The organism is Nonomuraea sp. NPDC049158 (assembly GCF_040648335.1).
Lineage (GTDB): Bacteria > Actinomycetota > Actinomycetes > Streptosporangiales > Streptosporangiaceae > Nonomuraea.
Window position 1 is genome coordinate 46,872 of record NZ_JBEZDM010000015.1, and the last position, 23,135, is coordinate 70,006.

Sequence of the window (23,135 nt, forward strand, 5' to 3'; positions counted from 1 at the left end):
GCCCCGTGGCGATGGGTGGGCGCCCCGACGAGGTGCTCGCCCCAGAAGACTGGCTGACCGACGTCGAGCGGGCGCGCGCCGCCCGGTTCGCGTTCGAGCCCGACCGCCGCTCGTTCACGGCGGCCCACCTGCTCGTACGCCTCTGCGCCGCCGCGGTGCTCGACACCGATCCGGCCCGGCTGACCCTGTTACAGCACTGCGAGGTACACGGCCCCGGCCACGGCCGCCCGTACATCGAGCAGGCCCCCTCCCTGGGCGTCAGCCTCAGCCACACGCGTGGCTACGTCTGCGCGGTGGCCGGTGCGGGCCGGGTGGGCATCGACGCCGAACGCGTGCCGCCGGGCCCGTTCGACCGGCTGCTCGCCGGCCGGGCGCTCACCGAGCGGGAGCTGGCGGCGGTCACCACCAACGAAGAGCTGATCAGGCACTGGACCCGCAAGGAGGCCCTGATCAAGCGCGGCGAGCTGACCATCGACGGGCTGCGGGAGACCGACGCCGACATGGCGGGCCGCCACCTGCTCGAGTGGACCGCCGAGGGCGACATCGTAGTGGCCGTTATCACAGACTCACCAGCCCAGCAATTGCCCCTGACCAGCTAAAATGGAGGCATGTTCTACAGCAAGTCAGTCGAGGAGCGAATCGCCGACCGGATGGCCCAGCGCAAGCCGCTCGAAGAGGGCAAGACCTTCGAGCACGGGCCGGCCAAGTTCGTGTTCGTCTCGCTGATCGTCGCCGTCGTGCTCATGCACGTCGTCGGCCTTGCCGTGGTCATGGCCCTGGACTAACGGCGCCGAGTGGGAGTCGGATCCAGGAACACCTGGGAGATGCCGGGATAGCGTTCCCGCAGCCGCCGGTCCAGCTCGTCGCAGGCGATCTCCACCCCCGCGGCCGTGGCGTCATCCCGGAAGTCGATCTTCGCGGCCACCAGCAGCCTGCCCGGGCCCAGCATCATGGTGAGCAGCTCGACCACGTTCTCCACCTCGGGCTGCCTCTCCAGCACCGCGCGGATCTCCTTCTCCATCGGGGCCGGAGCGGACTGGCCGATCAGCAGCGACACGTTCGACCGGATCAGCGTGAGCGCGGCCACCAGCAGGAGCGCACCGATCGCGATCGACGCCGCGCCGTCCCACACGGGCGAGCCGGTCACCTGGTAGCCGAGCAGGCCCAGCGCCGCGATCAGCAGCCCGATCAGCGCGGCCGCGTCCTCGTACACGACGGCCTTCAGCGCGGTGTCCGAGGTGATCGAGACCAGCCGGAACGGGCTGACGTCATGCCTGCGCGCCTCCCTGCGCAGCTGCGCGAGCGCGTTGAGGAAGGACATGCCCTCGATCGCGAAGGAGAGGACCAGCACGATGTACGACGGGATGAGGTTGCCGAGCCGCTCACCGTGGCTGATCTCGTGCACGCCGTGCGTGATGGAGAATCCCGCGCCACCGACCAGGGTCGCGACCGCCGCCATCATCGCCCAGAAGAAGCCCGACATGCCGTGCCCGAAGGGATGCCGCGTGTCAGCGGGCCGTTGGGCCCGGCGTACGGAGACCAGGAGCAGGAGCTCCGTCACCGTGTCCGCGGCCGAGTGGGCCGCCTCCGACAGCATCGCCGCCGAACCGCCGATCAGGCCCGCGATCAGCTTGGCCACCGCGATGGCCAGGTTCGCACCGCCCGCGACCAGGACGGTGCCCAAACTCTCACCCGAGTTCTCCGCCACAATCGCTCACTCTATGGCGGCCGTTCCCCGGCGGCATCGCGGGTAGGCCGCGACCGGTGTGCTCCCACGGACTGCGAGGCCGACGCCTATGTGCGCTAGATTGGAGATCTTGACCTCCTCCCTCGCCTGAAGACGGGGGTATCCACGCTCGAGGAGTCTCGATGAGCGCGCCTCGCTGGCTCTCCCCCGCCGAGCAGCGTGCCTGGCGTACCCACCTGGCCCTGCACAAGCTGCTCATGCACCGCCTCGACCGCGAGTTGCAGGAGCACTCCCTCTCGGTGAACGACTACGAGATCCTGGTCAATCTCTCGGAGAGCCCCGACCACCGGATGCGGATGAGCGACCTGGCCGACGCCACCATCCAGTCACGCAGCCGGCTCTCGCACCAGATCTCCCGCATGGAGGCCAAGGGACTGGTCGTCAGGGAGGACTGCCACGACGACCGGCGCGGCACGTTCGCGGTGCTCACGAGCGAGGGCTGGGCCACGATCGAGCGGGTCGCGCCTGATCACGTGACCAGTGTCAGGGAGCACTTCGTCGACCGGCTCACCGACGACCAACTGGACGCGCTGGTGGCGGCCTACGAGCCGATCGTCGAGCATCTGAAGAAGCTGCGCTGACCGGCCGGTCCGACACCTAACCGATATGCCCGACGGCGCACGATCGTTCCGGGCGCTCGCTACGATCCGCTCATGCTCCGAAAGCTGCTGTTCGTCGTCGTCTTCGCGCTGGTGTCCGCCTGCTCATCAAGCGGCGGCGGAAGCGAGCTGCCCGCCGGACCCGACCTGCTGAAGAAGTCCACCGAGGCCATGAAGGTGGTCAAGTCGGCCACCTTCTCCATCGCCACGGACGGCAAGCCCAAGGTGCCGGTGAAGAAGGCCGACGGCAGGCTGACGGCCACCGGCGACGCCGACGGCACCATCACCATCGAGGTGCTGGGCAGCCTGCAGGAGATCACCTTCGCTCTGGTCGGCGACACCGTCCACTTCAAGGGCCCGACGGGCGGCTTCCAGAAGATGACCAGGAAGGACCTGGCGCAGCTTTACGACCCGTCGCGGATCCTCGACCCGTCCAAGGGCCTGGCGCAGCTGCTCGGCACAGCCACCGACCCGCGCGTGGAGGCCGAGGAGAGCGGCGCCTACCGGGTGGCCACGGGGTTCTCCGGTCAGGTCCTCGGCACCCTCATCCCCGGCGTCACGCAGGGCGTCAACGGCAAGCTCTGGGTGGACAAGGCCACCAGCCGGCTCACCAAGCTCGAACTGCCGCTGCAGGACGGCACGGTGACCGTGTCGCTCAGCGACTTCGACGCGCCGGTGACGATCACGCCGCCCCCGGCCGGATGAGGCGCGCCCGCCGGGTCGCGCTCGGCGTCGGCGGCGCGGTGGTGCTGCTGGCCGCCCTCGACGCGTACGTGGTCGTGACCGTCCTGCTCGACATCGCCACCGACGTGGGCATCCCCACCAACCGCCTGGAGCGGGCCACACCGGTGGTCACGGGGTTCCTGCTCGGCTACATCGCCGCGATGCCGCTGCTCGGCCAGCTCTCCGACCGGTACGGCCGGCGGCCCCTCATCCACGCCTGCCTGGCGGCGTTCGCGCTCGGCTCGGTGCTGACCGCGCTGGCGTCCGGAGAGGTGATGGTGGTGGCGGGCCGGACGATCCAGGGGATCGCGGGAGGCGCGCTGCTGCCGATCACGATGGCGCTCATCGGCGACCTGTGGGACGAGCACGAGCGCCCGGTGGCGCTCGGCGCGGTCGGCGCGGCACAGGAGCTGGGCAGCGCGCTCGGCCCGCTGTACGGCGGAGTGCTGGCCCTGCTGCCGAGCACCACGGTGTTCGGGATCGAGCTGGGCGGCTGGCACGCGATTTTCTGGATCAACCTGCCGCTGGCGGCACTGGCCGCCGTGGCGGTCCACCTGACCGTCCCTTCACCACGGGCTCAACGGGCCCTTCCCGGTCCCGCTCCCATAGGTCAGGCCCCGTCCGAACACCCAGAGCAGCCCTCTTCCGGGCCTTCGAATGTGGCATCGGCCGGGCGTGTGGACGGGGTCGGCGGCGCGTTACTGGCATTGAGCCTCGCCCTTCTGGTCGTGGGCCTGTACAACCCGGATCCCGCCACGACCGTCCTGCCGCCCTGGGGCCTGCCGGTGATCGCGGCCGGGGTCGTGGCCGGGGCGGGGTTCGTCTGGTGGGAGATCCGGTCGAAGGTCCGGCTGCTCGACCTGACGGGCACCCGCAAGGGACCGCTGCTGGCCACACTGGGCGTGAGCTTCCTGACCGGGGCCGCGCTGCTGATCACCATGGTGTTCGTCCAGTTCACGGCACAGACACTGCTCGACCTGGAGACGTTGGACGCGGCGCTGGTGCTGGCCAGGTTCCTGATCGCGCTGCCGGTGGGCGCGCTGCTGGGCGGCCTGCTGGCCCGCCGGCTCGGCGACCGCGTGGTGGCGGTGGCGGGCCTGATCGTGGCCACGGCCGGGTACGGCTTGATGAGCCGCTGGCCGCTCGACCTGGCGAACGCCGGCCTGATGATGGACCTCTCACTGATCGTGGCCGGGCTGGGGCTGGGACTGGTCATCGCGCCCGTGTCGGCGGCGGTGCTCCGGGTGACGCCCGCCACGCAGCACGGGGTGGCCTCGGCGGCGGTGGTGGTGGCCAGGATGATGGGCATGCTGATCGGCATCGCGGGGGTGTCGGCGTGGGGATTCCACCGATTCCAGTCGCTGACCGCGGGCCTCGACACACCGCTGCCGGTGGGGGTGGAACCGGCCGTGTACGCGAAGCAGCTGAGCGAGTACCTCGCGAAGGTGGACGCGGCGCTGCATCTGGAGTACACGGAGATGTTCTTCGTCACGGCACTGATCTGCCTCCTGGGCGCGGTGGTCGCCGCCTTCCTCCCCCGCGTCCGGTAAAAGGCGTCTCGGCCTCAGCCACTCCCTGAGATGAGGCGTTTGCCCAGGCGTTGCGCTGGAACTTCCACGAAACGCCTGGTCAACGCGCTGGCCCCAAGCAGCAACCCCATCACGCCGACCAGAACCGCCAGCCGTGCAGACAACGGCACAGCCAGCGGCTCGGGCCAGAAAGGCTCCACGCTCTCCAGGAGCAGCGGGTGCAGCACGTAGATCGAGTAACTGACCAGTCCCAGCCATGCCAGCGTCCGTGGCGTCCTTCGGTGCCGCAGTGCCATCCCGACGACGAAGGTCACCCAGGCCGCGACGGTGGCCGTCTGAACGCCGAACTCATCACGCGCCAGCCAGACCCCGGCCAGCGGCACCAAGACCACCCAACCAGCTTGTTTCCAGGAGATCTCCCCCTGCTCGGCCCGATACAGCACCGTGCCGGCGAACATGGTGGCCAAGATCAGCAAACCCTGCCACGGGCCGGGATAGCTCTGATTGACCGCCAGCAGACCCAGCACGGTGACCCCGATGACGACAGCGCCCGCGTACCGCATCCCGGCTGAGCCTTTGAGCACCGCGGCCAGTCCCACCGCCAGCAGCCCGGTCACCACCAGCACGACCATCAGCATCCGCCCCGATCCACCAGCCGACAGCAGCGCGACCGGCAGCACGCCCGCACCCAGTACGGCCGCCGCGGCGAAGCCGAGCGCGCCGGCGACACTCTGCCGATGCACGCCGAGGCTGAACATCGCGGTCAGGAGCAGATAGAAGGCCATCTCATAGGAAAGCGTCCACAGAACATTGACCACGTTCGGCACATACAGCAGGTTCTGCATCATCGTCAGATGACCCAGCGCCAGGGAGACCGGCCGCGAACTCCACCAGATATGCGGGGCGTCCCAGCCCACCGCCGCCAGTAACGCCATACCTGCCACGCATACCCCGAACAGCGGATATAACCGAAAGAAGCGAGAGATCCAGAAAGCCGGGATGCTGCCTCGCCGCTCCAGCGACGCGGGCACGATATAGCCGCTGACCAGGAAGAACACCATCACCCCGTACCACCCGGGCTCGAAAGCCGCTTTGACCGCCGACTCCATCTCAGGCAGCAGGGGCCTCAACGCATGCTCGAAGACCACCACCACAGCGGCGATGCCACGGAGTGCGTCGAGCCAGGCCAGGCGGCGCCCGGTCTGGTGCTGAGCCGCTGCCGGAAGAGTAAGCATCCGGCGATGCTAGCGATCGATTCTCTGGAACCGCACATTTATCGATAAGCGTCACGATCCGCCGCCGATGGATGATCCGCGCCAGGATCGTCCTCCCTAAAGCGCGCTACGCCCGGCGCGAGACCATCGAGGGAGGCGGTGCCCCGGCCCGGGCAAGGCGATGCCACTGCTCGCGGGCCGGGGATGACCGGGTCAGAGGGCCGGGGTCGAAGGGGGGTCCGGCGTTGGACCGTGCGGTGCCGTACGAGATGGCGCTTTTACGGAGAGAGCCGATGCAGGTCGCGGGGGAACAACGTGACCTGGCGGATGTTCGCCGCGCCGACCAGGCGCGCGGTCCAGCGCTCGAGCCCCAGCGCGAACCCCCCGTGCGGCGGCATGCCGTGCGCGAACGCCTGCAGATACCCCTCATACGGCCCGACGTCCTCCCCACGCGCGGCGAGCGCGTCGAGGTAGTCCTGGTACCTGTGCAGCCGCTGCCCGCCCGTGACCAGCTCCAACCCGCGGAAAAGCAGGTCGAACCCGTTCGAGTACCCCTCACGCAGCGGGTCCGGATGGGTGTAGAACGGCCGCTTGGCCATCGGATACCCCGTGACGAACAGGAACTCCGACCCGTGCTCCCGCACCGCCCACTCCGACAGCCACCGCTCCTGCTCCGGTGAGAGGTCCGGCTCGAACTCCTCCGTGAGCCGCTGCGCCTCGGTGAAGTGGATCGCCGGGATCTCGGCGGGCACCTCTGGCAGCGTCACGTCGAGCAGGTCGGCCGCGGGCTGCCCCCGTACCGCCTCCACCATGCCCGCCACCGCTTCGCGCAGCACCGCCATCACGTCGCGGTGGTCGCGCACGAAGCCCAGCTCGGCGTCCAGGCTGGTGTACTGGGCCAGGTGGCGGACCGTGTCGTGCGGCTCGGCCCGGAAGACGGGCCCCACCTCGTAGACCCGCTCGAACACACCGACCATCGCCTGCTTGTAGAACTGCGGCGACTGCGCCAGGTAGGCGGGGCGGCCGAAGTAGTCGATGCCGAAGACGTTCGCGCCCGATTCGGTGGCGGAGGCGACGATCTTGGGCGTGTGGATCTCGGTGAACCCCAGCCGGTCCAGCGCCCGGCGGAACCCGGCCACGCTCGCCGCCGAGATCTCCAGCGGCGCCCTGAGTCGCGGATGGCGCAGCGCGACCGGCGCGTGGTCGAGGATCGTGGGCAGCGCCGCGGGCACGACCGGCCGGTAGAGGTCGAACGGCGGCGCCTCGGTGGGCTCGGCCAGCACCTCGATCTCCGGCTCGGTGAGCTCGACGCCGCCCGGCGCCTGCGGGTTCGCGGTCACGACGCCCGTCACCCTGACGACCGTCTCCTCACCCGGAACCGCGCCGGGCTCCGCACCCGGGGCCACGCCGGGCGCCACCACCTGGGCGAGCCCGCTGCGGTCCCTGACGACCAGGAAGGTTACGGATTTCAGCCGCCGGCGGCGATGGACCCAACCGGCGATCGTCACTCGTTGTCCGGCGTGCTCAGCGAGCTCCGCCGACAGGACACGAGAGATCATCACAGCTCCTCACGAGTTGCATGATCCCTTGGGAGTGCGGGGGAGAAGGGAACTCCCGGTGCCACCGCACTTTCGCCGCCCACTCAGGGGCGACCTCCGCGACCCGATGACGGGGGTCAGACCGGCGGGGCATTTCCTCCCCGCACTCGGGAGTGTCTTCACCGAAGGTGCGCGAGGCCGCCTTCACAGCTGCCGGCGACTCTCTCAGCCCGCGCGGGCCTTCGGTTACTCGTCTCCGTCTACGTGTTGCCGGAGATCGTAGCCAGCGCCGGCGGACGTCGGCAACCTGATTAGGACCCGTCCACACAGGCGCTACGACAAGATCTAGAGTGCCCACCCCATGAACGAGACCGGAGAACTGGAGCCCGGCTGGCGCACGCTCCAGAGAGGACACCTCAGCGGCATCGACCTCTGCCCGCGGCACGCCCGCACCGTCACCCCGGACGGCACCACCTTCCTCCACACACCCGAAGCCATGGACCCCGACACCGGCGACATCACCTGTACCTGTGGGACCCTCATCCGCCCCGCCACGCCGTCCAAGATGGTCCGAGCGGCCTGGGTACTCGCCTACGGCGCCCATATCGCCACCATGACCCCACGGAGACCCTCATGGCCACCGCAGCACAGGACCCCTTGACCAGAGCCAAGGGAGTTTCGGGAGGCTGACGCGCGTACACGCGGCCGGGGCAGCGGCGTCCGACGACCACAGGGGGCGGATAGGGGTTATCCGGCCACCGGTTGCCGAGCACACTCGGGGCAACCCGTCCCCCCGGAGGAGGCCGACATGCGCAGAGCCCTGGTCGGATGCGCCGTCGCGCAGATCGTCGTGGTGATCCTGCAGTTCTACCTGGCCACGTTCGGCGCGTTCCAGATGCCGCGGCCCACGGGCACGGATCCCGCGGCGATCGGCCTGCACGCCGCGAACGGCCTGTTCGTCATCCCGGCCGTCTCCCTCGTGGCCACCGTCGTCGCGGCGCTGGCGAAGGTGCCCGGCAAGCTGATCGCGCTGTGCGCCGCTCCTCTGGTGCTCAGCGCGGTCCAGATGCTGGTCGTCTTCCCGCTGGCCGGGCTCGCGGGCGCGACGGCGGACGACACACCGCTGGCCAGCCTGTTCGTGTATGGTCTGCACGCCGTCGTGGGGCTGGGCCAGCTCTGGGCGGTGATCGCCGCCTACCGTGCCGTACGCAGACACACCAAGGCACCCGTGGAGGAACCCCAGCCCCAGCCGGTCTGACCGAACCCACGCCCAGGCCCGGCCCGGAGCGAGCCGAACCGTGACCTGAGCCAGGACCTCAGACCGTGGCCTGGACCGTGGCTACTTCTTGGCGGGCTGGCCGCCGCTCTTCCGCTTCTCCCGGATCTTCATCGACACGTCGATCGGCGATCCGGCGAAGCCGAACTCCTCACGGATCCGGCGCTCGATGAAGCGCCGGTAGGTGTCCTCCAGCCAGCCCGAGGTGAACAGCACGAACTTGGGCGGCTCCACCGACGCCTGAGTGGCGAAGAGGATCTTCGGCTGCTTGCCACCCCGCACCGGCGGCGGCGTCTGGTGCACCAGCTCGGTCAGGAACGCGTTGAGCCTGGCCGTCGGCACCCGCGTCGACCACGACCCGAGCGCCTTCTCCAGCGCCGGGACGAGCCGGTCCATGTGGCGTCCGGTCTTGGCGGAGATGTTGACCCGCAGCGCCCACGGAGTGCGGACGAGCTGCCGGTCGATCTCCCTCTCCAGGTAGTAGCGGCGGTCCTCGTCGACCAGGTCCCACTTGTTGAACGCGACGACCATCGCCCGGCCCGACTCGATCACCAGGCTGATGATCCGCAGGTCCTGCTCGGTGAGCACCTCACTGGCGTCGATGAGGACGATCGCCACCTCGGAACGTTCGAGGGCGGCCCGGGTGCGCATGGCGGCGTAGAAGTCGGCGCCCTGCAGCTCACGGTCGCGCCGCCTGATGCCGGCGGTGTCGACGAAGCGCCAGGTCTTGCCGCCCAGCTCGATCAGCTCGTCGACCGGGTCGCGGGTGGTGCCCGCCATCGGGTCGACCAGCACCCGCTCCTCCCCCGCCAGCTTGTTGAGCAGCGAGGACTTACCGACGTTGGGCTTGCCGAGCAGCGCCACCCGATACGGGCCGCGCTCGGCGTCGAACCGCAGCTCCGGCGTCTCCGGCAGCGCGTCAAGGATCACGTCGAGCAGGTCGCCACTGGAGCGGCCGTGCAGGGCGGACACCGGCTGCGGCTCGCCGAGGCCGAGCGCCCACAGCGCGGCGGCCTCCAGCTCCACCTGCTGGTTGTCGACCTTGTTGGCGGCCAGGATGACCGGCTTGCCCGACTGGCGGAGCACCGAGCCGACCGTCTCGTCGGCGTCGGTCGCACCCACGGTGGCGTCGACGACGAACACGATCACGTCGGCCAGCTCGACCGCGACCCGCGCCTGGTCGGCGATGCGCAGGTTCATCCCGGTGGCCTCGGGGTCCCAGCCGCCGGTGTCGACGACCGTGAAGCGGCGCCCGCGCCAGTTGGCGTCGTAGGTGACGCGGTCGCGGGTGACGCCCGGCACGTCTTCGACGACCGCCTCGCGGCGGCCGATGATGCGGTTGACCAGCGTGGACTTGCCTACGTTCGGGCGACCGACGATGGCCACGACCGGCACCGGGCCGCTGTCGGCGACGTCGTCGGATACTGCGAGATCGTCGAGTTCAGCCTCGACCCAATCCCCCGTTGACACGATTTTTCATCCTTTGTGAGTACCGCACCCTTGTCAGGTGCGCTCCTTGATCAGACTCAGCACCTCGCCGATGACCTCTTCGAGGGTCAGCGGCGTGGTGTCGAGCTCGACGGCGCCAGCCGCCATCGAGAGTGGATCCGTCTTGCGCGTGGAGTCGAGGGTGTCACGCTTGGCCATCGCGGCCTGCTGCGCCTCCACCGTGGTGCCGCTCAGCTCCGCCGTACGGCGCAGGGCACGGGCCTCGGCGCTGGCCGTCAGATAGACCTTGACGGTGGCGTCGGGGGCGACCACGCTGCCGATGTCGCGGCCCTCGACCACGATGTCGCCGCCGCCGATGATCTCCCGCTGCAGGTCAACGAGACGCGCGCGCACCTCGGGAACCGCCGCGACGACGGAGACCGAACCGGTGACCTCAGCCTCCCGGATCGGCCCGGCCACATCGACACCGCCGACGTGGATGGACGGGCCGTCGGGGTCGGTGCCGCAGGTGATCTCGGGCTCGCCCGCGCGGGCCGCGACAGCGGCGGGATCGGCCAGGTCGACGCCCTGCTGGAGCATCCACCAGGTCATCGCCCGGTACATCGCCCCGGTGTCCAGGTAGCGCAGCCCGAGTGCGCGAGCGACTCCACGCGACACGCTCGACTTGCCCGACCCCGCGGGACCGTCCATGGCGACGACCAGACCGGTCACGGCCTCTCCCTCTTCACGTTTCCCACTGCACGTTTCTTCTCCAACCTGAAGAGGCTACCGCCTCGCACGCATGCCCTACGCCCAGCTGGGCAATCCGGCGTCCGCCGCGACCCCCTGCCCGACCACAGTCCCCATACCGCGCTCGACCATCCGCCGACCACGTCCCCATACCGCGCACTTGGCCGGATACCGTTCCAAGGCGGTCGATCAGGCGGTCGCCAAGCCCTGACACACGCCACCCGCCATCACTTGAGGCCGGCCGTCAGCCGGAACAGGCCGACCGGCACCAGCCCGTGCTTGAGCAAGCGGTAGGTGGGCATCGGGCTGCCGCTCACCGTCTCCTTGTAGGCGATGGCCCAGCGCCCCTTCAGGTACGCCCTGCGCGGCGTGTCGTCGGGGTGGGTGAACTGGATGACCGCGTCCCTGCGCCCCAAGCTGAGGGGTTGATGAACGTACCCGAACCGGAACGCCTTCACCGCACGGCCGCGCAGCCCGTCGGCGAGCGCGTCGGCCGCGTGCAGGCCCGTCGGGATGCCGCCCTGGCAGGTCCCGTGCATGACGCCGTAGGGCTGGCGCACCGCGGCGGCGTCGCCCACGGCGTAGACGTCCGGGTGCGACTCCGAGCGGAGCGCGGCGTCGACCACGATCCTGCCCTGCCCGTCCACCGTCAGCCCCGCCTCGGCGGCCAGAGGCAGGCCCTTGGTGCCGGCGGTCCAGAGCGTCGCGTCGGAGTGGACCAGCTCGCCCCCGGCCAGCTCGACGGCGTCCGGCAGCACCTTGGTGACCTCGGCACCGTCGCGTACCTGGATGCCGAGCCGGTCCATCGCCCGCTCGACGTAGGCGCGGGCCTTCTCCCCCATCATCGAGCCCGGACGGCCCCGGCTGAGCAGGACGACGCGCAGGTTGGGGTGCGCTTCGGCGAGCTCGGTCGCCGACTCGACGCCGGTCAGACCGCCACCGGCCACGACGACCGTCCCCCGGTCGAGCTCACTGAGGCGTCGCGCGAGTCGTACGGCCTGGTCGTGATCGTCGTAGACGTAGGCGTGCTCGGCCACGCCGGGGGTCGAGGCGTCGGTGACGGTGCCGAGAGCGTAGATCAGCTTGTCGTACGCGATCACGCGCCGGGTGTCCGCGCCTTCGCCGTCGACGGTGGCCACGCCGTTGATGGTGACCACGCCGTTGACGGTGACCTCGTGCCGTTCGGGGTCGAGGGCGCTCACGCGGACCAGGACGAGGTCGATGCCCGTGCCGGCGATGATGTCGGCGATCGCGTGGTCCCGAAGCCGTTCACCCGCGGCGGTCTGGTGCAGCCGCAGCCGCTCCGTGAACCGTGGGGAGGCGCTGACCAGTGTCACCTTGCCGCCGTAGCGGCGCGTCCGGGTGGCCGCCCTGATCGCGGCCGCGATGCCTGTGTAGCCGGCGCCCAGAATCAGAATGTTCGTCATGTCCCTGGCTCCTTGCGAACTCCGGTGGGATTCCGCGCTGAAGACGGAGCGAGCCGCCAGGAATGTGACATCGGCGCCGTTCTTCCACCCCGGAAGGGGGTTCCCTCCCAGGGACACCCGCCCCGGCGGACCGCTACAGAGATCGAGACGGTCGCGTGACGAACCACCCGGGAACCCTTGTGGCCACCGCCACAGGAATCCGATTACCGCGTGACGATGAGCAACTTTTGCCCTCTACCGTCAGCAGTGGAGTGCTGTCCTCGCGGGCGTGGCGCCAGGCCGTGATGGCGCCGACCGAGCCCAGCGGCCATGCGGGCGAGCCGTCGACTCCGCTGGTTGTCGTCGCAAACTACGCGGCGGGACCGAGGTGACCCTCGATGATGGTCTGGGTGATCGGAGGGCGGTCCCAGAGAGCGAGGAGTTCGTTGGCGATGGCCGTGATCGGCTGTGACGGGCGCGAGGCTGAGAGGTTCACCATCCCAGACGCCGATGCTCAGGACCTCCAGCTCAGGGTGGGCGGCGGCCTGGAGGCTTGTCAGGCTCCGGATGTTGACTACGGCCGGCGGTTGGTCGCCGCGACGGTCGGAGTGCCAGCCGCTGCGCCGGTTCACCACCAGGTCGGTGAGAGATTCGGCGAGCAGGGCGGCGCCGATGTTCTGCTCATGGTCGAGCACGATGAGCTGCCCCACGTGTCCGCGCGGGCCTGGGGTGAGGTCGACCGCGATCCGGTCGCCGCCGCCGTTGTCGCCGAAGGCGATCCAGCCGGGTGAGCCGACCAGCCCCTGCACCGCGGCGTCGAGCGGGGTGACGACCGCCGCCGTCGCCGCGAGCAGCGGCTCCCAGGTCATGAAGTCGTGAATCGAGGGCACCGGTGGCCTCCGGTCGTTCCAATGATCGGGATGAAAATAGGCGTGACGCCCTTGGGAAGGATCATCCGCAAACGATCGCTGATCGTCTTACGTCACCAGCCACATGAAGAAGCCTTTGGGGGCTTTTCTGCTGGTCAAGGCACTTTTCTGCTGATCGGACGTCGTATCCCCGGCAAGATTGGAGCCTGCGGTGCCCGCTTCAGGGGACCTGCCAGCCCCGTTCGTGCAGAGCCTTGGTGAGGACGGCCGCCGCGTCCGGCTGCACGGAGACCTCGGCGATGCCCAGCGGCAGGCCGGGAGCGTGCTCCAGGCGAACGTCCTCGACGTTGACCCCGACCTCGTCGCAGATCTGGAAGAGGCTGGCCAGCTGACCAGGACGGTCGCCGACGACGACCTGGACCACCACGTACGCCGGCGCGGGACCCCCGTGCTTGCCCGGGATGCGGCCGTGACCGGCCACGCCGCGCTTGAGCAGCTGGGTGATCTCCTGCGTGACCGTGCCGTCGCCGTCGGCCAGCGCGCGGAGCGCCGTAGCGGCCTCGGCCAGGTCGCGGGAGATGGCCTCCAGCACCTCGGCCACCGGCGTCGCGTTGCCCGACAGGATGCCGAGCCAGAGGCCCGGGTCGCTGCCCGCGATCCTGGTGACGTCGCGTACGCCCTGCCCGGCCAGGCCGAGCGCGATGTCGGACGCGTCCGCCAGCCGGGCCGCGACAGCCGAAGCGGTGACGTGGGGGGCGTGGGAGACGACGGCCACGGCCTGGTCGTGCTCTGTGGCGTCCACCTCGATGGGGTTGCCGCCGCAGAGTTCCACCAGCCGCAGTACGGCCGCCCTCGCCTCCGGTGTGGCGTCGGGAGTGGGGCACAGCGCCCACGGGCGGCCCAGGAACAGCTCGGCCCTGGCGGCTCCGGGGCCCGACTTCTCGCGTCCGGCCAAGGGGTGGGAGGCGACGTAGGTGGACATGTCACAGCCCAGCTGGGCGGCCCGCTCGATGGGCTCCACCTTCACGCTGGCCACGTCGGTGTAGAACGTGGCCGTGCCGTTGCGCTGCAGCGCCAGCAGCTCACCGGCGACGTGCGCGGGCGGCACCGCGAGCACCGCGAGGTCGATCGTCTCGCCGGACTCACCCGGGGCCGAAACCGAAGCCAAAGCCGAAGCGGCCTCCGGGTGCCATTCCTCGCCCGCGCCGAGCTCCCGGGCCAGCCGTACCGCTCCCTGGTCGTGGTCGGCGAGCAGCACGCGCAGCCCGCGCTCGCGCAGCGCCAGCGCGATTGAGGTGCCGATGAGACCGGTGCCGACTACCAGCACGGTGCGGAGTTCGGAGGCCATGTAGATGTCCTGATTTATCTGGCGTCGGAGTAGCTCGGTCGGGTGAGCAGGAAGCGGATGAGCCCGTCGTTACTGGGCGATGTCCTGGCGGAGTGCGACGGCGCCGCGCAAATAGACGTGCTGGATGTCGGAGCGCGGCCGGTCCGTCTCCACGTGGGCCATCAGGCGCACTACCCTGGGCAGCGCGCCCGGCACGTCGATCTCGGTGCAGCAGATCAGCGGTACGTCGTGGAAGCCCAGCTTCCGCGCCGCCAGCGCCGGGAACTCCGCCGTCAGATCGGGAGACGCCGTGAACAGCACGCTGATCACATCATCGGTGGTCAGCTTATTGCGCCCCATCATCTCGCTGACCAGCTCCGTGGTCGCCTCGATGATCGCCCCACGGTCGTTGGCGTCCACCTGGATCGCCCCGCGGATCGCCCGCACCATGTGATTACACCCCTCTATAGCGGTGAAGCCCGTGCGGAGGTTCGCACGGGCTCCTGCGTTCCCGCCAGATTACAGCTTCACGGCGGCGTAAAGCTCGCCGACCTCCTTCAGGGACAGCGCCCTGACGGTGCCTGCCTTGGTACGGCCCAGCTTGACCGGCCCGAACTCGATCCTGGCCAGGTCGATGACGCGATGACCCGCCTCTTCCAGCAGCCGCCGGACGATGTGATTGCGGCCTTCGTGCAGAACGACCTCGACCAGCGCCTGCTGGCCGTGTTCCTGCACGATCGAGAAGGAGTCGATCTTCGCGAGCCCGTCTTCCAGCTCGATACCCTGCTTGAGCCGACGGCTCAGATCACGCGGAATCGGGCCCGGGACCTTCGCCCAGTACTTCTTCTGCACCCCATAACTCGGGTGAGTCAGCCGGTTGGCCAGCTCGCCGTCGTTGGTGAGCAGCAGCAGCCCCTCGGTCTCGGTGTCGAGCCTGCCCACGTGGAACAGCCTCGGCGCGAGCTCCTCCACATAGTCGGCCAGGCACGGCCGGCCCTGCGGGTCGTCCATGGTGGACACGACGCCGATGGGCTTGTTCAGGGCGTAGTAGACCAGGTCGGGGGCGGTCGGGATGCGCTTGCCGTCCACGTGGATGACCTGCGCCGCCGGGTCCACCTTGGCCCCGAACCTCCGTACGACCTGCCCGTTCACGGTGACGCGACCGTCGCCGATCATCTCCTCGCAGGCGCGACGGCTGGCCACGCCCGCCTGGGCGAGCACCTTCTGCAGCCGTACGCCGCCGGGCACCTCCGTGGTGTCGCGCTCGTCGGTGTAGCCGTCGGGGAAGAAATTGCGATCCCGCATGGGCTGGCGAGCGGTCTTGAACCGGTCGCGCGGCGCACCGGTGGCCGCCCCGTCCCGCCCGCCGGACGTACGCCCGCCGATGGTCTGAACGTCGTCGCGCCTGGGGGTACGGCTCGGGCGGCCGGCGTCGCGGCGCGAGCCGGCGTCGTCACGCCGCCCGAAGCGGGCACGGGTTGACTCGCCGCGGCCGTTGCCGGTCCGCGGGGACTCTCCGCGGCTGTAGCCGCTCCTCGGGGCCTCGGTACGGGAACCGCCGTCTCGACGGCCACCACGGTCGGCCCGGAAGCCGCCACGGTCCTCCGTACGCTCGGGACGCGATCCGCCCCGGTCGTCACGACGGTCACCCTGGTAACCGTCACGAGCGCCCTGGAAACCGCCACGGTCGTCACGACGCTCGGGCCGGAAACCACCACGGTCGTCACGACGGTCGGAGCGGAAGCCGCCCCGGTCGTCACTACGGGCGGGCCGGAAGCCACCCCGGTCGTCACTACGCGGGGGACGGAAGCCACCCCGGTCGTCACTGCGAGCGCCCTGGTAACCGCCACGGTCGTCACGGCGCGGGGGACGGTAGCCGTCACGGCCACCACCCTCCCGAGGGCCGGAGCCGCCGCGGTCAGAGCGGTAGCCGCCTCGGTCGCCCCCGGAGGACGAGCCGTAGCCGCCGCGCTCGCCACGGGAAGACCCGCCGTAGCCACGATCGCCGCGCGACTGCGCGCCATATCCGCCACGGTCGCCGCCGCGCGATGGTGCGGAGCCGCCACGGGACTGCGAGTAGCCGCCCCGGTCGCCGCGGGACTGTGAGTAGCCGCCACGGTCGCTTCCGGGTGCCGGACGGTCGTCGTCGCGGGAGGGCGAGCGGTCGTCGCGGTACGTACGCTCGCGGGACGGACGGTCGTCACGGGAGGAACGGTCGTAGCCGCCCCGGTCGCCCGCTGAGCTGGAACGGTTGTAGCCGCCCCGGTCGCCCGCCGAGCCGGAACGGTCGCGGGAGTCGCCGGAGGCGGGCCTGCCGTACCGGGCGCGGGAACCGCCACGGTCGGCGCGGAGCGAGTCGCGGCCGGAACCCAGCTCGCTTCCGGAGTCGCGGCTGTAGCCGCGGTCACTGTCGTCGCGGCGCGCTCCGCCGCGGTCACTGTCATCGCGGCGGGGTCCGCCGCGGGAATCGTCTCGGTGGGAACCGCTACGGAACCCCTCACGGCGGGAACCGCCGCGCGAGTCGTCGGAGCGGAAGGCGGGACGGCCGCCACGGCTCGCGCCGCCGGTGCGTCCACGACCGCGTCCATCACCGGACGGGGTGCTGCGCCTGTTGATCACTTTGTATTCTCCTCGAGGTTTTCCACGTCGTCGGGGAGGAAGGGGGCGAGCTCGGGGAGCTCGCCGATGTCCTTCAGTCCCAGGCGTTCAAGGAAGTATGAACTTGTCCGGTAGAGCACTGCCTGGCTCTCCGGGTCGGTGCCGGCCTCTTCGACCAGGCCCCTGGCGACGAGCGTCCGCATGACGCCGTCGCTGTTGACGCCGCGGACCGCGGCGACTCGTGCGCGGCTCACCGGTTGCCGGTAGGCGACGACCGCGAGGGTTTCCAGCGCGGCCTGGGTGAGCCGGGTCTGCTGGCCATCGCGGACGAACCGCTCGACCAGCGCGGCGCAGTCGGCTCGCGTGTAGAACCGCCAACCGCCTGCCACTTCTCTCAGATCGAAACCCCGCCCGGCTTGGGTGTATTCCGCGGCCAAGGCCCGGAGTGCGGTGCTCACCTCGTGGGTGGGGCGTTCGAGCACCTGTGCCAGGGTCACTTCGGGGACGGGCTCGTCCACGACCATCAGGATGGCTTCAAGCGCCGCCCCGAGCGTCGGGCCGCCGCCCTGGGGGTCGTTCTCGGCGGGCTCATCGGGTACGTCGTCCAGACCGGCGGGCTCGGATACCTCCGCGCCGGGCGGCACAAGGGACGCGTCCCAAAGCTCGTCGTCCATCTCGATGGACGCCTCCGGGAGCCGGTCGTCCAGGTGAGGGGAGACGAGCCGGTCGTCCGCATCCAGCTCAGGCGACGTGCCCTGAAGCCCATCGGCCACGTGCGGCTCGGGAGACGGCTCCTGGAGCCGGTCGTCCACCTCCGGCTCGGACGGCGCGACCTCTGCCTCCTCGACCACGTACGGAGCCTCGTCGATCGCGGGCGGGGCCTCCGGCCCGTCGTCCAGCCCCTCGTCCGTGCTCGTGGTGGCCAGCGAGCCCGGGAGGGTCATCCAGGCGGGCAAGGGGGCGGGTTCGCGAGGCGGGGTGTCGTCCAAGCGGTCAGTCATCAGCCGTCTTCTCCGCGCTCTCCTCGTAGTCGTCCCCTACCGAGACGTCTCCCTCGTCCGACCCGGTCCAGGTCACGTGCAGGTCGCCCAGGGCTTCGACCTGTTCGAAGGTGACCGCGGACTCCCGGAAGAGCTCCAGCACCGCCAGGAAGCGGGCGATGACCTCGATGGTGCCGTCACAGTCGGCCACCAGGGCCCGGAAAGTGGCCCGCCGCATGCGGCGCAGGTGAGCAACCAGAATAGCGGCTTGCTCCCGCACGCTTGCCAGCGGTTGGTAGATGTGCCCGACGCTGACCGTGGGCGGAAGCTTGGGGACGAAGGCGCGGGCGGCGATGCGGGCCAGGTCGTCGGGGCTGATGCCGAGGATGAGCTGCGGGAGGAGGTTGGCGAACTGCGGCTCCATGGGCGCGGTGCGCGGGAAGCGCAGCGCCTCTTCGGCCATGCGGCCGGAGAAGACCTTCGCCACCTCTTTGTACGCCTTGTACTGCAGGAGCCGGGCGAACAGCAGGTCGCGGGCCTCCAGCAGAGCCAGGTCCTCTTCGTCCTCGACCTCGCCCGAGGGCAGCAGCCGGGCCGCCTTGAGGTCGAGCAGCGTGGCCGCGACCAGCAGGAAGTGGCTGGTCACGTCGAGATCCCACTCGGGGCCACGAGCCCGGATGTAGGCGATGAACTCGTCGGTGACCTGGGAGAGCGAGATCTCGGTGATGTCGAGCTTGTGCTTGGAGATCAGACCGAGGAGCAGGTCGAAGGGCCCCTCGAAGACGTCCAGGTGGACCCTGAACCCTTGTGGCTCTGTCTCCGTCACCTGGCCATTGTCGCAGGTGCCGGCCAGCGGGACAGCACCTCGCGGGCCAGCTCACGGTAAGCGTTGGCGCCCAGGGACGACGGGTCGAAGGTGGTGATCGGCTCGCCGGCCACCGTGGCGTCGGGGAAGCGCACGGTGCGGTTGATCACGGTGTGGAAGACCTTGTCGCCGAACGCCTCGACGACGCGGGCGAGCACCTCGCGGCCGTGCAGGGTGCGGGCGTCGTACATGGTGGCGAGCAGGCCCTCGATCTCGAGGTCCTCGTTGAGCCGTTCCTGCACCTTGGTGATGGTGTCCATGAGCAGGGCCACGCCGCGCAGCGCGAAGAACTCGCACTCCAGCGGCACCATGACACCCTGCGCGCAGGTCAGCGCGTTGATGGTGAGCAGGCCGAGCGACGGCTGGCAGTCGATGAGGCAGACGTCGTAGTGCGGCAGCAGCGGCTTGATCACGCGGCCGAGCACCTGCTCGCGGGCCACCTCGGTGACGAGCTGGACTTCGGCGGCGGACAGGTCGATGTTGCTGGGCAGCAGGTCGAGGCCCTCGACGCCGGTCTCCAGCAGCACGTCCTCGGCGGTGACGTTGCGCTCCATGAGCAGGTTGTAGACCGTGAGGTCGAGCTGGAGCGGGTTGATGCCGAGGCCGACGGACAGCGCGCCCTGCGGGTCGAAGTCGACGAGCAGCACCTTGAGGCCGTATTCGACGAGCGCGGCGCCCAGGTTGATGGTGGTGGTGGTCTTGCCGACCCCACCCTTCTGGTTGACCATCGCGACCACCCGCGCGGGCCCGTGGATCTCGGGCGCCACAGGTTCAGGGAACACCGGGCGGGGACGCCGGGTGGGGCCCAGATTCACGCCTATGGAAGGCGTGTTGGTCTTCGTGTCTCCCCAGGGGTTGTCGGGGGTCCCCGGGGTCGAACCGTTGGTCTTCACAGTCACCAGCTCGAACCTCCCTGACGATCCCGAACCGGACCGTCCGGACGGACACTATGGCGTCACCACTTAACGCGGCAAGGCGGCACGCCGAAGTGCCGCACGTCGCAAATGACTATAGATCACTGCCGGGCACGGGGATGCGCGGCGGCGTATACCTCGCGAAGTTTGTCGACCGTGACCAGGGTGTAAACCTGCGTGGTCGTCACCGAGGCGTGGCCGAGCAACTCCTGGACCACCCTAACGTCGGCTCCGCCGTCAAGGAGGTGGGTTGCGAAGGAATGACGGAGAACGTGCGGAGATATCCCGGCGAGTCCGGCCCGTTCGGCGGCGGCCTGGAGCACCTCCCAGGCGCCCTGCCGGGTGAGCCGCCCGCCCCTGGCGTTGAGGAAGGCGGCGGGCGTGCCCCGGCCGTGGGCCACGAGGCCGGGCCGGGCCCTGACGAGGTAGGCGTCGAGCGCGGAGCGGGCGTAGCGGCCCAGGGGCACCACCCGGGTACGGCTGCCCTTGCCGCGCAGCCGTACCTGCTCGGCCTCCAGGTCGTCCACGGCCAGGCCGACGGCTTCGGAGATGCGGGCGCCCGTGCCGTACAGGACCTCCAGGAGGGCGCGGTTGCGGAGGGTCAGCGGCGCGCCGTCGGGGCCGGAGGCGGCGATGAGCCGCTCGACCTCGTCGACGGTGATCGCCTTGGGCAGCCTTCGGAGCTGTCGCGGCGGGCGTACCTCGTGCGCCGGGTCGTGGGCCGTGACGCCCTCGCGCAGCGCGAAGCGGTGCAGGCCGCGGACGGCCGACACCGCCCGCGCGGCCGAGCTGGCCACGAGGGCGGGGTGGTCGCAGTCGCCTTCCCGCAGCGCGGCGAGGAAGTCGAGCACGTCGGCCTCGCCCACCTCGCCGAGCGACACACGGCCGCGTGAGCGCAGGTGCTCGAAGTAGCGGTCCAGGTCACGGCGGTAGGACGCCAGCGTGTTGGCAGCCAGGCCCCGCTCCACCGTCAGGTGGGCGAGGTAGCTGGAGAGCACCGCCTCCACGAAGTGGTCCTTCCGTCACGCCTCCTTGGCGTCGGCGGGGCGCAACAGGGCGAATCCCTCGACCGAAGCCGCATATGCGGCGAGGATACCGGCCACGGTCGGGGAATTGTGGATCATTCCCATGAGCGCCCTTTCTACCGCGTCGGGTAGAGGGACCCATTCGATCGGCATGTCGATCTCTTCGTGCTCGTGGACGAAGCCGTTCTCGTCCTCGGGGATCTTCGACAGGCCGCGGGCCAGGAACACCCGGATCCGCTCGTTGGACATACCGGGCGAGGTGTAGAGATCGACCAGGGTGTGCCAGGTCTCGGCGCGGTAGCCGGCCTCCTCGGCCAGCTCCCGCGCGGCCCCGGTGACCAGCGGTTCGCCTTCCACGTCGCGCAATCCGGCGGGCAGTTCCCAGAGCAGGTGGCGCGTCGGGTGACGGTACTGCCGGATGAGCAGCACCCGGTCCTGCTCGTCGAGCGCGAGGACCGCGACGGACCCGGGGTGCACGGCGTAGTCGCGGTCGGCGACCGTGTCCCTCGGCATGCGAACCGTGTCGGTGACCACCTGGACCACCCGGCCCTTGAACCGGTCCTTGGATTCGAGAACTTCCCACGCCTCGGGCGTGTCTTCCACCCTCACTTGGCCACCTTCGAGGTCACCCGGCTGTCGGCGTAGGCGAGCGCGGCGTTGATCAGCCCCTTGAACATCGGGTTGGCCCGCGTCGGCCGGGAGCGGAACTCGGGGTGGGCCTGGGTGCCGATGAAGAACGGGTGGGCCTCGACGGGCAGCTCGGTGTATTCGACCAGGCGGCCGTCGGGCGACAGCCCGGAGAACACCAGGCCGACCTTCTCCAGCGGCTCGCGGTAGGCGTTGGAGACCTCGTAGCGATGCCGGTGGCGTTCGGCGACCTTGGCCTTGCCGCCGTACAGCTGCCTGGCCAGGGTGCCCTCGCCGAGCTTGGCGGTGTAGCTGCCCAGGCGCATGGTGCCGCCCATGTCGCGCTCGCCCGCGACGACGTCCTCCTGGTCGGCCATCGTGGAGATGACCGAGTGCTTGGCGTCCGGGTCGAACTCGCTGGAATTGGCGTCTTCGAGTCCCGCCAGATTGCGCGCGGCCTCGATGACCATGCCCTGCATGCCGAGGCAGATGCCGAGCAGCGGGATCTTGCCCTCCCGGGCGTGGCGGATCGCGCCGATCTTGCCCTCGATGCCGCGCACGCCGAACCCGCCGGGGATCAGCACGCCGTCGACGCCGTCGAGCTCACGCTCGGCGCCCTCGGGCGTCTCGCAGTCGTCGCTCTTGACCCAGCGGATGTTGACGCGGGCGTCATTGGCGAACCCGCCCGCCCGCAGCGCCTCGGTGACGGACAGGTAGGCGTCGGGCAGGTCGATGTACTTGCCGACCAGGGCGATGGTGACCTCCTTGGCCGGGCGGTGCACCCGGCGCAGGAGCTCCTCCCATTCCTTCCAGTCCACGTCGCGGAAGGGCAGGCCGAGCCGCCGCACCACATAGGCGTCGAGCCCTTCGGAGTGGAGCACCTTGGGGATGTCGTAGATCGAGGCCGCGTCCACGGCCGAGACCACGGCGTCCTCGTCCACGTCGCACATCAGGCTGATCTTCCGCTTGATCGCCGTCTGCACGGGCCGGTCGGAGCGCAGCACGATCGCGTCGGGCTGGATGCCGATGCTGCGCAGCGCGGCCACGCTGTGCTGCGTCGGCTTGGTCTTCAGTTCGCCGGACGGGCCGATGTACGGCAGCAGCGAGACGTGCAGGAAGAAGACGTTGTCGCGGCCGACCTCGTGCCTGATCTGGCGTACGGCCTCCAGGAACGGCAGCGACTCGATGTCGCCGACCGTGCCGCCCACCTCGGTGATGACCACGTCGACCTCAGGACCCGCCATGCCCCGGATGCGGTCCTTGATCTCATTCGTGATGTGCGGGATGACCTGGACCGTGTCGCCCAGGTATTCGCCGCGCCGCTCCTTGGCGATGACGTTGGAGTAGACCTGGCCGGTGGTGACGTTCGCCGAACCGTGCAGGTCGGTGTCGAGGAACCGCTCGTAGTGGCCGACGTCGAGGTCGGTCTCGGATCCGTCGTCGGTGACGAAGACCTCGCCGTGCTGGAACGGGTTCATCGTCCCGGGGTCCACGTTGAGGTAGGGGTCGAGCTTCTGCATGGTGACCCGGAGACCGCGTCCCTTGAGCAGACGGCCCAGGCTGGAGGCGGTGAGCCCCTTCCCTAGGCTGGAGGCGACACCGCCGGTGACGAATAGATGCTTGGTTTGCGATGCGCTGCGCAAAGGGGCTCCCGTGGGTCGATGTGTGGTCGAAGCGTCCACGGGCTCTCAGGATATCAAAGAACGCCCCCGACATGCCC

At 70.0% G+C, this 23,135-nt stretch carries 23 protein-coding genes; 7 read left to right on the forward strand and 16 right to left on the reverse strand.

Features of this window, described 5'->3' with window-relative positions; genetic code table 11:
- Positions 1 to 11 precede the first annotated feature (11 nt).
- Entirely contained in the window at positions 12 to 599 is a 588-nt protein-coding gene (locus AB0B61_RS29885; RefSeq protein WP_358438967.1) for a 4'-phosphopantetheinyl transferase superfamily protein, read from the forward strand.
- A gap of 9 nt (positions 600 to 608) precedes the next feature.
- Positions 609 to 785, forward strand: a complete 177-nt coding sequence (locus AB0B61_RS29890; RefSeq protein WP_358438615.1) for a hypothetical protein — start codon at positions 609 to 611, stop codon at positions 783 to 785.
- On the opposite strand, the gene AB0B61_RS29895 is transcribed toward AB0B61_RS29890, so the two are convergent.
- On the reverse strand, positions 782 to 1,708 hold the full coding sequence (locus AB0B61_RS29895; RefSeq protein ID WP_358438618.1) for a cation diffusion facilitator family transporter: 927 nt from the start codon (positions 1,706 to 1,708) through the stop codon (positions 782 to 784). The two genes, AB0B61_RS29890 and AB0B61_RS29895, sit on opposite strands and share 4 nt — an antisense overlap.
- A gap of 161 nt (positions 1,709 to 1,869) precedes the next feature.
- On the opposite strand from AB0B61_RS29895, the gene AB0B61_RS29900 reads away from it, so the two are divergent.
- From AB0B61_RS29900 to AB0B61_RS29910, 3 genes are all read left to right on the forward strand, one after another.
- A complete protein-coding gene (locus AB0B61_RS29900; protein WP_358438620.1) occupies positions 1,870 to 2,328 on the forward strand; it encodes a MarR family transcriptional regulator in 459 nt (152 codons plus the stop codon).
- A gap of 72 nt (positions 2,329 to 2,400) precedes the next feature.
- Positions 2,401 to 3,051 (forward strand): LppX_LprAFG lipoprotein, encoded by a 651-nt coding sequence (locus AB0B61_RS29905; RefSeq protein ID WP_358438623.1) that lies wholly within the window; start codon positions 2,401 to 2,403, stop codon positions 3,049 to 3,051.
- Positions 3,048 to 4,619 carry an MFS transporter gene (locus tag AB0B61_RS29910; RefSeq protein ID WP_358438625.1) on the forward strand — a complete coding sequence of 524 codons (1,572 nt, stop codon included), beginning with the start codon at positions 3,048 to 3,050 and terminating at the stop codon, positions 4,617 to 4,619. The genes AB0B61_RS29905 and AB0B61_RS29910 overlap by 4 nt, the downstream gene beginning before the upstream one ends.
- A gap of 14 nt (positions 4,620 to 4,633) precedes the next feature.
- On the opposite strand, the gene AB0B61_RS29915 is transcribed toward AB0B61_RS29910, so the two are convergent.
- Both AB0B61_RS29915 and aspS read right to left on the reverse strand, forming a co-directional pair.
- Positions 4,634 to 5,833 (reverse strand): acyltransferase, encoded by a 1,200-nt coding sequence (locus tag AB0B61_RS29915; protein ID WP_358438628.1) that lies wholly within the window; start codon positions 5,831 to 5,833, stop codon positions 4,634 to 4,636.
- 257 nt (positions 5,834 to 6,090) lie between these two features.
- Positions 6,091 to 7,371: an aspartate--tRNA(Asn) ligase gene (aspS, locus tag AB0B61_RS29920; protein WP_358438631.1), complete on the reverse strand. Its 1,281-nt coding sequence runs from the start codon at positions 7,369 to 7,371 to the stop codon at positions 6,091 to 6,093.
- 340 nt (positions 7,372 to 7,711) lie between these two features.
- On the opposite strand from aspS, the gene AB0B61_RS29925 reads away from it, so the two are divergent.
- Both AB0B61_RS29925 and AB0B61_RS29930 read left to right on the forward strand, forming a co-directional pair.
- Entirely contained in the window at positions 7,712 to 8,011 is a 300-nt protein-coding gene (locus AB0B61_RS29925; protein WP_358438634.1) for a hypothetical protein, read from the forward strand.
- A 147-nt stretch (positions 8,012 to 8,158) separates the two neighbouring features.
- Positions 8,159 to 8,608 (forward strand): hypothetical protein, encoded by a 450-nt coding sequence (locus tag AB0B61_RS29930; RefSeq protein ID WP_358438636.1) that lies wholly within the window; start codon positions 8,159 to 8,161, stop codon positions 8,606 to 8,608.
- 81 nt (positions 8,609 to 8,689) lie between these two features.
- On the opposite strand, the gene der is transcribed toward AB0B61_RS29930, so the two are convergent.
- The 13 genes from der to AB0B61_RS29995 all read right to left on the reverse strand — a co-directional run bounded on the left by der (position 8,690) and on the right by AB0B61_RS29995 (position 23,058).
- A complete protein-coding gene (der, locus tag AB0B61_RS29935) occupies positions 8,690 to 10,021 on the reverse strand; it encodes a ribosome biogenesis GTPase Der (protein WP_358438970.1) in 1,332 nt (443 codons plus the stop codon).
- 108 nt (positions 10,022 to 10,129) lie between these two features.
- A complete protein-coding gene (gene cmk / locus AB0B61_RS29940; RefSeq protein WP_358438639.1) occupies positions 10,130 to 10,786 on the reverse strand; it encodes a (d)CMP kinase in 657 nt (218 codons plus the stop codon).
- A gap of 245 nt (positions 10,787 to 11,031) precedes the next feature.
- Positions 11,032 to 12,231: an FAD-dependent oxidoreductase gene (locus AB0B61_RS29945; RefSeq protein ID WP_358438642.1), complete on the reverse strand. Its 1,200-nt coding sequence runs from the start codon at positions 12,229 to 12,231 to the stop codon at positions 11,032 to 11,034.
- A 203-nt stretch (positions 12,232 to 12,434) separates the two neighbouring features.
- Positions 12,435 to 13,100, reverse strand: coding sequence for a hypothetical protein (locus tag AB0B61_RS29950; RefSeq protein WP_358438645.1), 666 nt, complete (start codon positions 13,098 to 13,100; stop codon positions 12,435 to 12,437).
- Between the two features lie 199 nt (positions 13,101 to 13,299).
- The gene (locus tag AB0B61_RS29955; protein ID WP_358438648.1) at positions 13,300 to 14,427 is read right to left on the reverse strand and encodes a prephenate dehydrogenase; all 1,128 of its coding nucleotides are present in this window, start codon (positions 14,425 to 14,427) and stop codon (positions 13,300 to 13,302) included.
- Between the two features lie 69 nt (positions 14,428 to 14,496).
- The gene (aroH, locus tag AB0B61_RS29960) at positions 14,497 to 14,856 is read right to left on the reverse strand and encodes a chorismate mutase (protein WP_357639298.1); all 360 of its coding nucleotides are present in this window, start codon (positions 14,854 to 14,856) and stop codon (positions 14,497 to 14,499) included.
- Positions 14,857 to 14,925: 69 nt separating this feature from the next.
- Positions 14,926 to 17,025: a pseudouridine synthase gene (locus AB0B61_RS29965; protein WP_358438651.1), complete on the reverse strand. Its 2,100-nt coding sequence runs from the start codon at positions 17,023 to 17,025 to the stop codon at positions 14,926 to 14,928.
- A complete protein-coding gene (gene scpB / locus AB0B61_RS29970) occupies positions 17,022 to 17,612 on the reverse strand; it encodes an SMC-Scp complex subunit ScpB (protein WP_358438972.1) in 591 nt (196 codons plus the stop codon). Before scpB ends, AB0B61_RS29965 begins: the two co-directional genes overlap by 4 nt.
- Positions 17,613 to 17,997: 385 nt before the next feature.
- Entirely contained in the window at positions 17,998 to 18,810 is an 813-nt protein-coding gene (locus AB0B61_RS29975) for a segregation/condensation protein A (protein ID WP_358438654.1), read from the reverse strand.
- The gene (locus AB0B61_RS29980; protein WP_250905916.1) at positions 18,807 to 19,658 is read right to left on the reverse strand and encodes an AAA family ATPase; all 852 of its coding nucleotides are present in this window, start codon (positions 19,656 to 19,658) and stop codon (positions 18,807 to 18,809) included. The genes AB0B61_RS29975 and AB0B61_RS29980 overlap by 4 nt, the downstream gene beginning before the upstream one ends.
- Positions 19,659 to 19,864: 206 nt before the next feature.
- On the reverse strand, positions 19,865 to 20,770 hold the full coding sequence (locus tag AB0B61_RS29985) for a site-specific tyrosine recombinase XerD (protein WP_358438657.1): 906 nt from the start codon (positions 20,768 to 20,770) through the stop codon (positions 19,865 to 19,867).
- A 15-nt stretch (positions 20,771 to 20,785) separates the two neighbouring features.
- The gene (locus AB0B61_RS29990; RefSeq protein ID WP_358438660.1) at positions 20,786 to 21,397 is read right to left on the reverse strand and encodes an NUDIX hydrolase; all 612 of its coding nucleotides are present in this window, start codon (positions 21,395 to 21,397) and stop codon (positions 20,786 to 20,788) included.
- Positions 21,394 to 23,058, reverse strand: a complete 1,665-nt coding sequence (locus AB0B61_RS29995; RefSeq protein ID WP_358438662.1) for a CTP synthase — start codon at positions 23,056 to 23,058, stop codon at positions 21,394 to 21,396. Before AB0B61_RS29995 ends, AB0B61_RS29990 begins: the two co-directional genes overlap by 4 nt.
- Positions 23,059 to 23,135 lie beyond the last annotated feature (77 nt).

Bases quoted from the DNA above. Each gene is read 5' to 3' on its own strand.
- aspS (WP_358438631.1), bottom strand. From the start codon at position 7,371: ATGATCTCTCGTGTCCTGTCGGCGGAGCTCGCTGAGCACGCCGGACAA.
- AB0B61_RS29930 (WP_358438636.1), top strand. From the start codon at position 8,159: ATGCGCAGAGCCCTGGTCGGATGCGCCGTCGCGCAGATCGTCGTGGTG.
- AB0B61_RS29900 (WP_358438620.1), top strand. From the start codon at position 1,870: ATGAGCGCGCCTCGCTGGCTCTCCCCCGCCGAGCAGCGTGCCTGGCGT.
- aroH (WP_357639298.1), bottom strand. From the start codon at position 14,856: ATGGTGCGGGCGATCCGCGGGGCGATCCAGGTGGACGCCAACGACCGT.
- AB0B61_RS29910 (WP_358438625.1), top strand. From the start codon at position 3,048: ATGAGGCGCGCCCGCCGGGTCGCGCTCGGCGTCGGCGGCGCGGTGGTG.
- AB0B61_RS29955 (WP_358438648.1), bottom strand. From the start codon at position 14,427: ATGGCCTCCGAACTCCGCACCGTGCTGGTAGTCGGCACCGGTCTCATC.
- AB0B61_RS29925 (WP_358438634.1), top strand. From the start codon at position 7,712: ATGAACGAGACCGGAGAACTGGAGCCCGGCTGGCGCACGCTCCAGAGA.
- AB0B61_RS29945 (WP_358438642.1), bottom strand. From the start codon at position 12,231: ATGACGAACATTCTGATTCTGGGCGCCGGCTACACAGGCATCGCGGCC.
- AB0B61_RS29905 (WP_358438623.1), top strand. From the start codon at position 2,401: ATGCTCCGAAAGCTGCTGTTCGTCGTCGTCTTCGCGCTGGTGTCCGCC.
- AB0B61_RS29915 (WP_358438628.1), bottom strand. From the start codon at position 5,833: ATGCTTACTCTTCCGGCAGCGGCTCAGCACCAGACCGGGCGCCGCCTG.
- AB0B61_RS29885 (WP_358438967.1), top strand. From the start codon at position 12: ATGGGTGGGCGCCCCGACGAGGTGCTCGCCCCAGAAGACTGGCTGACC.
- AB0B61_RS29890 (WP_358438615.1), top strand. From the start codon at position 609: ATGTTCTACAGCAAGTCAGTCGAGGAGCGAATCGCCGACCGGATGGCC.